The sequence below is a fragment of the Streptomyces sp. NPDC020597 genome (assembly GCF_044335095.1).
Taxonomy (GTDB): Bacteria; Actinomycetota; Actinomycetes; order Streptomycetales; family Streptomycetaceae; genus Streptomyces.
In genome coordinates this window covers 23,042-32,595 of sequence record NZ_JBIRUL010000048.1, presented here as the reverse complement: position 1 = coordinate 32,595, position 9,554 = coordinate 23,042, and the positions used below count along the sequence as shown (strand labels likewise).

Annotated in this window: 10 protein-coding genes and 3 pseudogenes; 6 read left to right on the top strand and 7 right to left on the bottom strand. The window is 69.8% G+C overall.

Annotated elements, in window-relative coordinates; translation table 11 throughout:
* Positions 1-102: 102 nt before the first annotated feature.
* A protein-coding gene (locus ACH4ZA_RS38530; protein ID WP_398433677.1) for an IS5 family transposase occupies positions 103-893 on the bottom strand; the annotation gives its coding sequence in 2 pieces (ribosomal slippage) (positions 103-569 and positions 569-893; 792 coding nt in all).
* Between the two features lie 537 nt (positions 894-1,430).
* On the opposite strand from ACH4ZA_RS38530, the gene ACH4ZA_RS38525 reads away from it, so the two are divergent.
* From ACH4ZA_RS38525 to ACH4ZA_RS38515, 3 genes and pseudogenes are all read left to right on the top strand, one after another.
* A complete protein-coding gene (locus tag ACH4ZA_RS38525; RefSeq protein ID WP_398433676.1) occupies positions 1,431-1,697 on the top strand; it encodes a replication-relaxation family protein in 267 nt (88 codons plus the stop codon).
* A 473-nt stretch (positions 1,698-2,170) separates the two neighbouring features.
* Positions 2,171-3,031: pseudogene (locus tag ACH4ZA_RS38520) on the top strand (IS110 family transposase); the annotation flags it as partial.
* Between the two features lie 144 nt (positions 3,032-3,175).
* Positions 3,176-3,943 (top strand): sulfite exporter TauE/SafE family protein, encoded by a 768-nt coding sequence (locus tag ACH4ZA_RS38515; RefSeq protein WP_398433675.1) that lies wholly within the window; start codon positions 3,176-3,178, stop codon positions 3,941-3,943.
* Positions 3,944-4,003: 60 nt separating this feature from the next.
* On the opposite strand, the pseudogene ACH4ZA_RS38510 reads toward ACH4ZA_RS38515, so the two are convergent.
* Positions 4,004-4,096, bottom strand: a pseudogene (locus tag ACH4ZA_RS38510) (transcriptional regulator); the annotation flags it as partial.
* Between ACH4ZA_RS38510 and ACH4ZA_RS38505 the strand changes: the two are divergent.
* Positions 4,077-4,424 (top strand): GNAT family N-acetyltransferase, encoded by a 348-nt coding sequence (locus ACH4ZA_RS38505; protein ID WP_398433674.1) that lies wholly within the window; start codon positions 4,077-4,079, stop codon positions 4,422-4,424. The pseudogene ACH4ZA_RS38510 and the gene ACH4ZA_RS38505 overlap by 20 nt on opposite strands.
* Before the next feature lie 311 nt (positions 4,425-4,735).
* Complete coding sequence (gene mscL / locus ACH4ZA_RS38500) at positions 4,736-5,179, top strand: large conductance mechanosensitive channel protein MscL (protein WP_398433673.1); 444 nt, start codon at positions 4,736-4,738, stop codon at positions 5,177-5,179.
* Positions 5,180-5,358: 179 nt separating this feature from the next.
* Here the strand turns inward: mscL and ACH4ZA_RS38495 are convergent, their stop codons facing one another.
* The 4 genes and pseudogenes from ACH4ZA_RS38495 to ACH4ZA_RS38480 form a co-directional block, all read right to left on the bottom strand.
* On the bottom strand, positions 5,359-5,766 hold the full coding sequence (locus ACH4ZA_RS38495) for a hypothetical protein (RefSeq protein WP_398433672.1): 408 nt from the start codon (positions 5,764-5,766) through the stop codon (positions 5,359-5,361).
* Positions 5,767-5,953: 187 nt separating this feature from the next.
* Positions 5,954-6,013, bottom strand: a pseudogene (locus ACH4ZA_RS38490) (hypothetical protein); the annotation flags it as partial.
* A complete protein-coding gene (locus ACH4ZA_RS38485; RefSeq protein ID WP_398433671.1) occupies positions 6,010-6,426 on the bottom strand; it encodes a phage holin family protein in 417 nt (138 codons plus the stop codon). The pseudogene ACH4ZA_RS38490 and the gene ACH4ZA_RS38485, both read right to left, overlap by 4 nt.
* 3 nt (positions 6,427-6,429) lie before the next feature.
* Positions 6,430-6,993 carry a hypothetical protein gene (locus tag ACH4ZA_RS38480; RefSeq protein ID WP_398433670.1) on the bottom strand — a complete coding sequence of 188 codons (564 nt, stop codon included), beginning with the start codon at positions 6,991-6,993 and terminating at the stop codon, positions 6,430-6,432.
* Between the two features lie 1,427 nt (positions 6,994-8,420).
* Here ACH4ZA_RS38480 and ACH4ZA_RS38475 point away from each other — a divergent pair.
* A complete protein-coding gene (locus tag ACH4ZA_RS38475) occupies positions 8,421-8,618 on the top strand; it encodes a hypothetical protein (RefSeq protein ID WP_398433669.1) in 198 nt (65 codons plus the stop codon).
* A gap of 251 nt (positions 8,619-8,869) precedes the next feature.
* Here ACH4ZA_RS38475 and ACH4ZA_RS38470 read toward each other — a convergent pair whose 3' ends face one another.
* Positions 8,870-9,457 (bottom strand): TetR/AcrR family transcriptional regulator, encoded by a 588-nt coding sequence (locus ACH4ZA_RS38470; protein WP_398433668.1) that lies wholly within the window; start codon positions 9,455-9,457, stop codon positions 8,870-8,872.
* Positions 9,458-9,554: the final 97 nt, after the last annotated feature.

Sequence of the window (9,554 nt, the reverse complement as noted above, 5' to 3'; positions counted from 1 at the left end):
ACGGCAATATCAAGCACGGCTCAGTCACTACAAGCGCCGTGGACACAGCCCTTGAAAACTGCCCAGCACTCAGAACAAGCACCGTTGCAGTACTAAGAGGTCCTAACAAAAGCGTTGGACGTGTCGGTGGGTGATGAGGCAGGTGGCGAGGCCGAGGAAGGTTTCGTGGATGTCGTCGCGCCTCTCCCAGCGGATGCGGAGCCGGCGGAAGCCGTGGAGCCACGAGATGGTGCGTTCGACGACCCAGCGGAAGATGCCCAGGCCGGAGCCGTGTGGCTGGCCGCGTTCCGCGATGGCCGGCCGGATGCCGCGTTTCCGCAGCAGTCGCCGGTACTTGTCGTGGTCGTAGCCGCGGTCCGCGAAGAGCATGTCCGGCCGTCTCCGCGGCCGCCCGACCGCGCCGGCCACGGGTGGAATCTTGTCCAGCAGCGGGATCAGCTGAGTGACGTCATTGCGATTGCCGCCGGTCAGCGACACCGCGAGCGGGATGCCCTGCCCGTCGACAAGGACGTGGTGCTTGCTGCCCGGCCGTGCGCGGTCGACCGGGCTGGGACCGCTTTTGGGCCCCGTCGGGCCGCCCGCACGTGGGAGGAGTCGATCACCGCCCTCGACCAGTCCAGCTGCTTCGCCGACCGCAGCTTCTTCAGCAGCACCAGGTGCAGCTTCTCCCACACACCGGCCTCGTTCCATGCGGCCAGGCGCCGCCAGCAGGTCATGCCCGAGCCGAAGCCCAGTTCCTGGGGCAGGTACTCCCACTGGATGCCCGTGTGCAGCACGAACAGGATCCCGCACAGGGCTTGTCGGTCCGGCACCCGCGGCCGGCCCGCCACCAGCTTCGGCCCCGGCTCCGGCAATAACGGCTCGATGAGCGACCACAGTTCGTCCGACACGATCCACGGCCGCGACTGACGTTTCCCCACGACCAGACCAACGAGCGGACAAGCCGACGGTCACTTGGTCAACAACTTCTGTTAGGACCTCTAAGGCGCTGTGGCCCTGCGTTCCCTACGGGACCGAAACCACAAAAACAGGGACCCAGCGGCTACCACCGACGCGGACGTCACCGCAGTGGTCAGCCAGCCCCGGTAATCGCCCGTGAGACCAAGGAAGAAGCGCATGACAAGGGTGGAAAAAACCCAAATCGCCAGCACTCGAGCCACCTTGGCCATTCGTGTCTGTCCTCGCACAGTGTGAGCATATCGGCGGGTCTCAGGGGGGAACAGGTCAGTCGTCCATCTGTCGTGCTCCACGAGCCACAGAACGGCGTCCCTGTCGGGAACCTGCCGACGACATCCGAAAGGCTGGCGGACCTGAAGGCGGCACGGTCCGAGCGGGTCCCGGAACTGCAGGCGATCGCCGACTGGCTGGCTGGCTGGCCGGCTGGGCGGAGCGCGAGTTCGGCGCCAGCGGCCACAAGGTGGAGCGGAGCTGTGATCCTGGCCTTCGGCGGCCGCAAGCGTCTGACCGACTGGCAGGTGGAGGTCAACCACGCCATCAAGGAGACCGGCCTGAGCTTCAACGTTGACGCCGTCCTCGCATGGCCGACTACGACCAGCGAGGTGCGCCTCTTCGAGCTCGACAACGGCATCATGTCCCAGGCCCGCCTCGCCAAGGAGGTCTGGGACTACGAGCGCTACGCCGGGCACCGCGTCTGGGAAGGAGCCCGCGGCACCAACGGCCGCACTTTCCCCTTCTGACAGCGCCGCACCGCCCTCGGCCTCGACAGCACCCTGCCCCGCCGTCTCCGGCTCGACTTCCTCGAGCGCGCACTTCCGCCCGCCTCCCGCTGACGAGGAGGACCTCCCTGTCCCTGTCCGGGTTTGCGCATGATGCATGGGCTTCAGCGGCTGAATGGGGCCATTCGGAGAGCGGCGGCGACGTCACCGTCGGACGGGGACGTATAGGTAGCCCCGTTATCTTCTTCGCGGTCCTGCAAGAGGGCCGCGGGCCTCCGGGCCCGGCATGGCTGTTGCCCCCTGTCGATGGGATGACCTGGGGGGTGGTGCCACCGGGCCCGGGAGGTGCCGTCGGAGACGCTGATCAGAGGTCCGACCACGCCCGGCCGGGCGCAATGCCCGGCCGCCTGCGGGCGGCAGGTCTGCATAACGTGGCTGCGCGAGAACGGCTCCCGACCCCGGGGCCGGCACGCGCCGACACATGTGGGGGCACGGTGATCAGCATCGACGGGGTGGGCGTCTTCCTGAGCCTGGACGTCGGCAAGCACACCCCTCACGGCCACGGACTGACCCCGGCCGGGAAGACGGTCTTCGACAAGCCGCTGCCGAACAGCGAACCGAAGCTGCGGGCCGTCTTCGACCAACCGAAGGCCAAGTTCTCCACCGTCCTGGTGGTCGTGGACCAGCCCGCCTCCATCGGCGCCCTGCCGCCGACCGTCGCTCGGACCGCGGGCTGTCAGGTCGCCTACCTGCCCGGCCTGGCGATGCGCAGGATCGCCGACCTCTACCCCGGCGAGGCCAAGACCGACGCGAAGGACGCCGCCGTCATCGCGGACGCCGCCCGCACCATGCCCCACACCCTGCGCACCCTCGACCTGGCCGACGAGGTCACCGCCGAGCTGACCATGCTCGTCGGCTTCGACCAGGACCTGGCAGGCGAGGCCAACCGCACCTCCAACCGCATCCGCGGCCTGCTCACCCAGTTCCACCCCAGCCTCGAACGCGTCCTCGGCCCCCGCCTGGACCACCAGGCGGTGACCTGGCTCCTCGAGCGCTACGGATCCCCGCGGGCCCTTCGGAAGGCCGGCCGCCGCAGGCTGGTCGAGGTCGTCCGCCCCAGGGCACCACGCATGGCCGAGCGGCCGGTCGACGCCATCTTCGCCGCCCTCGACGAGCAGACCGTCACCGTCCCCGGCACCGGCACCCTCGACGTGATCGTGCCGTCGCTGGCGAAGTCGCTGGCCGCCGTCCACGAGCAACGCCGGGCCCTGGAAGCCCGGATCGAGGCCCTGCTTGAGGCCCACCCTCTTTCCCAGGTCCTGACGTCGATGCCCGGCATCGGCGTCAGGACCGCCGTGCCGAGGCCAAGGCGTGTGGCTGCGGCCCCGGATGCGACTGCTGTTCGTGAACATCTCGTTGCGCACCGGCCGTACCGGCACGCCGTTCGCCGATACTGATCCGCCGATGATCGAGGGCCGGGGGCTGCGGTGGACGCGTGGATGGCGCTGGGAGGGCTGGCCGCCGGGCTGCTGATCGCCGTGGTGACCGCGCCGGTCGGGGTGTCGGGGGCGGTGTTTCTACTCCCGGTCCAGCTGAGCGTCTTCGCGGTGCCGAGCCCCGCCGTCACGCCGACCAATCTGCTGTTCAACATCGTCGCCGGACCCGGCGCCCTGTGGCGCTACCGCCGAAACGGTGCTCTGCGCACGGCGCTGGCCCGGCATCTGGTCCTGGGCACACTGCCCGGGGTGGGCATCGGCGCCCTCATACGGGTCTTCGCCCTGCCTGGCCAGGCCGTCTTCCGGCTGCTGATCGCCGCCCTGCTGCTCCCACTGGGCCTGTGGCTGTGCGCCCGTACCCTGCACCCCGCGCGCGACCGGGCCGGCGAGCCGTCCCCGCGCACGGTCACCGGCCTTGCCCTGGCGGTCGGGGTGGTGGGCGGCATCTACGGAATCGGCGGCGGCTCGCTCCTCGGGCCGATACTCGTCGGCCGGGGCCTACCGGTCTCCCGCGTCGCTCCGGCCGCCCTCGCCGCCACCTTCGCGACCTCGCTCGTCGGCGCAGGCGCGTTCACGGTGCTGTCCCTGGTCAGTTCCGGGGACGTAGCCCCCAACTGGTGGTTGGGCCTGGCCTGCGGCACCGGCGGCCTGATCGGCGGCTATCTCGGCGCCCGCCTCCAGCCCTACCTGCCGGAGACGGCCCTGCGCCTCCTGCTCGGCATGCTCGCCGCAACTCTCGGCGCTCTGTACGCCGTCCAGGCCCTGCACTGACGCAGCAGATCCCAGCCGCCTCGGATCGGGCCCAGCCGATCGCCGCTGCGGTGCAGTTGGTCAGGCTGCCGCGGTCGTCAGGAGCTTGCCCATCGCGGCCAGGACGGAAGGCTCGACGCGGTAACAGACCCAGGTGCCGCGCCGCTCGGAGGAGGTCGGCGGGGTCGGGCTGGAAGGCTGGGCGACGGCCACGCACATCCCGGACGACCCCGGCCCAGGCGACGAATGCCTGCTCCTCGTGCACACCCGCCAGGTCGTCGGCCAGGTCCGCTACTGGATCTGCACTGACTGCGCCCAGGGCGTCATTACCACTGTTGCCATCAACGAGCGCTTCCACAGCACCGGCCTGGGCACACGTGCGCTGTCACACCTACGGTCCCGCCACCCGGGACTGACCTGGCGCAGCACACTACGCAAGCGCACCACCCGTGATCTCCTGCGTCGGATGCGCATTCCCACAGCCACTTCTGCCACGCCCTGACCGCACGCTCACCAGACACTCTCTGCCGCGGCCGGCCCGATACTCGCCAGCGGCTGACCCCAACGCTCACCGGTCACAGTGCAGGGTGAAGAGGCATCCCCTCATCCCGGGCCTGCCTTAAAGGGCTGTTTCGGGGTGCAGCTCAGGCTGAGCGACCGGCCGCGATGGTGTGCTGACGTACGTCACCGCGCCGCGCGGCGGAGCCGGCATGGGGGGACGAGTGGTGGGGCATCCGAGGCGAAATGGTGGTGGGCTGACCGCGGTTTTTCGGTGCCGCCCGTCGACGTCAAGAGCCTCTTAGGGGTGAGAAGGTGAAGGGCTTCCGCAGCTTCATCCTGCGCGGCAACGTGGTCGATTTGGCCGTCGGAATCGTCATCGGGGCAGCGTTCACCGCCGTGGTGAACGGCTTCGTCAGCGCCTTCCTGACGCCACTCGTCGGGCTGGCCACCGGCGCCACCGGCGACATGAGCCGCAAGACCTTCACCGTAGGCGCCATCGAGTTCCCCTACGGTGCCTTCGTCAACGCGGTGATCAGCTTTCTCCTCCTCGCCAGCGCCCTGTACTTCCTGGTCGTGCTCCCGATCAACAAGCTCCACGAACGCCTCGCCCCGCACCAAGACGTCCAGGCCCCCAAACGGGACTGCCCCGAATGCCTCAGCCCCGTACCGGCCCAGGCCCGGCGCTGCGCCTCCTGCACCGTCTCCCTGCCGGCCGTACCCGCTCGGGCTGGGGAGACAACCCAGCGCGTCGGGTGACCCGGCCTCCAGGCCCGGCCTGCGTTGGGCACGGACTCCGCCGCCCAGGCCGGGCAGGGCCCGGCGACGGACATCGGCCCTGGACACCTCCCGGGGGCTGCGCGGGCGCCGTTCTGCCGCGAGGGTCTGTGTGAACGCGGCGAACGGCGCGCGGCGTGGGTGGGACAGGTCTGCGGAGTTCACCCCTGGCCGGGCTGGTGGCGAGCCTCGTCTGCGACCTGTCTGCCTGATTCGCGTGCCTGGTCGGTTACCTGCGCGGCCTGGTCGCGGGCTTCGTCCTGGGTGGTTCGGGCGGCTTCCGCGGCGGTGTCCTTCACCTCCTGCGCTGCGTTCTGGGCAGTCTCCTTGGCGCCTTCCTTGAGGTTCTGCGCGGAACTGAGAGCGGCCTCCTTCACCGGCTCCAGTGCCCCGCCGCTTCCCACCAAGGCGGCGGCCTTGTCCTGCTCCACTTCGGACGCGGGCAGCAACGACGACGCCAGGAGGCCCACGCCGAAGGCGATCAAGCCGGCGGCCAGCGGATTGCCCTGTGTCTGGCGCATCGCCTCGTCCGGCGCCTGCCGGACCGCTTCCCCCGTCTGGCCGGCCACGTCGCGCACGGTGCCGGCCGCCTGCTGGGTGCCCTCCTGCAGGGAACCGGCCGCCGCCTGGGGCGCTGTTCGTGACCCCGTGAGCGGTGTCCGAGGCCGTTCCCATGACCCGTTCACGCACCCCCCCGACGGCGCCGCGCATCCTTCGGACGCGGCGACGGGCCACCTTGCGGGGGCTGGCCCGGTCTGCGAGCCGATTGACGTCCGCAGACAGCCGGTCCCGAGTGGCGTCGATCTCGGCCCTCATCCGGTCGGGTGACGTGCCCATTGCGCATTCTCCTTCATCGTCTCGACGGTCTGCTCCGGTTTGGGTGCCACTGTGCGCAAGTGCGTTCTGCCTCGCTGATACAGCACGGCTGCGATCACGGCCCACACGGCGGCGACGATCAGGGCGGCCCAGCCCGCATCCATCACGTTGGCCAGTCCGAACACGGCGGCCAGTGACAGGAACAGGACCACCAGGTAGCCGGCGAACCCGGCGCCGCCATACATGCCGGCAGCCTGGCCCGCCTTGGCGGCCTCCTGTTTGACCTCGACCTTGGCCAGTTCGACCTCCTGACGGAACAGGGTCTGGACGTCCGACGCCACGGCGGACAGCAGCTCGCCCACCGAGCTGTCACCGGCGTGCTCGACCTGCGAGTGGGATGGGGCGAAGGCCATCGCTCACACCTCCGGGCCCGGCCGGCCCGGAGCGCCGCCCGGGGCGGTGCCGAGAGACGGCGGAAACTGCGGCGGATCGGGCGGCACCGCCTGTACCGGGTCGTGTACGGGCCCCGGTGAAGGAGCGGACGGGAGCGCAGCGGATGCCGGCTCGTCCAGCCCCGTCGTCTGCTGCGAGGTGGGGGCCCCATTCTGGTTCGTTCCAGAAGACGTGTCCGCCTTGGCCACCGCCTTCACCAGTCGCCCGGCGGCGAACCCTGCCAGCAGGGCGCCGCCCAGGAAGGCCGCAGGACGGCGGCGGGCGAAGTCCTGCACATCGGAGAGGACGCCGTCGGCTCCCTGCTTCTCCAGGTAGTCGGCCGCCCGGTGCCCGACGTCGGCCGCCTGAGCGGCGAGGCTGCGGGCAGGCGAGTCGCTCTGCGCGTTGTCGGCCAGTCCTGCCAGGTCGTCCGCCCACTGATGCAGTGTCCCGGCGGCCCGCCGGGTCTGTCCCTGGGCCTCGTCCCTCGCGCGGCGGCGCAGGTCGTCGGCGACGATGACGGCCTGCTGCCTCGCCTCGCCGGCCACGGTTTTGGCCTGGTCGACGGCTGTACCCGCAACCTGTCCCGCGGCCTGCTGGGTCTGATCGGCGGGGCGGACGCCTGCGCCTTGGCAGTCTCACCGGTCTGCTGTATCCGTGTGGTGTCCTGCACTGCCTCACTCATCAGCTCACTCCTCCTCGCAAAGTCAGAAACCTGTTTGCCGGATATGTGCATGAGTGACTGATTTGACATCTTTTACACCCATCGAGGGGTGAAATCGTCATGCCGTCCTCCTCGGCACACGCGAGGACGAAGCAGCCCGTGGGCCGCCGTCAGGGGGAGGCCGGCCTCCGCCCGCCGATGCGGCAGGCCGCAGTGGTGTCTGCCGAGGCGCTGCCACCCGTCGGCGGACCTGGGCAAGGCGTCGACTTCTTCAGCTGCAGCTCACGGCCAGGTCGTTGCCTGGACGCGGTGGTGCTTCGCTGCAGCAGCCCTGTGAGTGGAGCGGTGAGGTGCCGGGGCGGGTTCACGTGGATCAGATCCCCGAAACGGGCGGTCCAGCGTGGCGATCGGATCCCGGCCGGTGAGGGCACACGCGTGCTGGAGCTGCGGCTGCGCCGGAGCTCGTGGAGGAGCGATTATTCGAGGGGCCGGTCGGCGTCCACATCCAGCTGCCACCGCCCGTGCCGGACACACACCCGCTGCCAGGGGCGCGTAGCGCACCACCCTCACGGCCATCCCCGTACGCCGGGCCGCGCACAGGAGAATGCGGTGGCATGGTCTGCCTTCTTGCGACAGGCGGCCGTGGTGTCGTGTACGCCTGCTGAGCTCGTCTCGCAGGTGAGTTCTGCTCTGGCCCAGGCCGGCTTCGATGTGCTGGGCGAACGGACAACGGCGTTCCCGGGCTGTGGGTGACCGAGGTGCCCGAGGGTGCTTTGGTGACCTGGACGGCCTGGGACGGGTTGACCTCGCTGGCCCGTGAACCAGCCAGACGCGGTGTGAGCGGCGACAGTATGCGAATGGTCGTGCAGGCCGCGGTAATGGGGCTGCTGGTCCAGCTCGGACACACCGTCACAGAAGCCTCCGGCCAAGGCGACGTGGTGGTCCTTGCCGACACAGCCGCATCGGGCCGACACCTCCGGCCGCCACATAGCCAAGAAGAATTCGACCACGCAACGGCCCCGTGACACCACAGCCCTGCGCCGCCGTCAGTGCAGCGGTGACGTCAGGCGGCGGAGAGGCCGGGGCGCGCACGTCCTGGGCGCCCCGGTCGCCGTCCGCGCCGGCCTCGGGGTGGAGCCACGCGGAGTCGGTGGCGCCGTTTCGGGGACCTTGACCTACTCCTGGCGTCGTTCGACACGGCCCACAGCGATCACGCCACCGCACGCGGCGCCCTCGTCGACTTCTACCTGTCGGCCGAGCACCGTGACCAGCCGGGCACCGGGTTGCCCCACCGCCGGATTCGCAGGGGACATGGCTCGCGAGGCCACAGCCGGGAAGGTGCGCGAAACGTACACGGCCGGAGTCCAGGAATTCGCCGCGTGGATGTCCACAGACGCCGACGACGGCCTCACCATGGTGGTTACCCTGGTCGGCGCGATCCTGCCGGCCCGCGCCACGGCGGGCACAGAGCTGTCGGAGAAGATCCTGGAATCGACCCACAATCCCTGACCGCACCACACGGGCTCCGACCCGGACTCCTGGGAACAAGGGGCTGTGGGAGTGGGACCCGACGCCACATAGGTGGGCAATCTCCGGAATCCCAGCAGCACGCGGCGGTGGCCCTCCGGCCGGTCGCCCCACCCGTCCAGTCAGGGCGCTATGGGCGGCAACGGCCGGATGAGCTGCCATTCGGGGATTCGGGCCGTGCCGCAGCCGAGGACTGCCCGGATGGTCACCCGGGCCTGAGGCTGGGCCCCGCTTCAGCGAGGCAGCAGGACGTCGACCTGCCTGCGGATGTCCTGCACGATCTCCTCGACGCTCAAGGCGATGTTCACGCTCACCGCCATGCTGAGGAACATCACGGCCGACACGATGTGTGCCAGCGTCGCGGCATCGCCCTCTGCGATCCGCTCGTCTCGGCGCAGCACGGCGGCGACGGTCTCCTCGGTCTGCGCGACGATGGCGAGTGCCGCGCCGTGCCGGGGCTCCTCGGGGTCGCCGAAGACCATCTCTCGCAGGTAGGTGCGCCCGTTGTGGATCTGGACGCGGTTGCACTCGACGATCGGCCGGACGATCGCCAGCACCGCGTCCAGCACGCCCGGGATGGCCTCGGCGTCCGCCCGGCCCCGCTCAAGTGCTTCGACGTACTTGGCGTTCTGGACGAGGAGGAGGAGTTCGCCCTTGGTCTTGGCATAAAGGAACAGGGTCCCGGTGCCGATGTCGGCCTGGTCCGCGATCTGCTGGGTCGTGACCTCATCGACGCCGTGTTCGGCGAACAGTTCACTAGCGGCGGCGACGATGCGGTCGAGTTTCTCCTGCTTGTTCCGCTCGCGCCGTCCGACAGGCATTGCGGTGTCCTCCGGGAATAGATTCTGACTGTAATCAGTTATGATTGTACTCAATGTCATGTGGGCTCGAGTGTGGCTCCGCTCATTCTCCCATCGC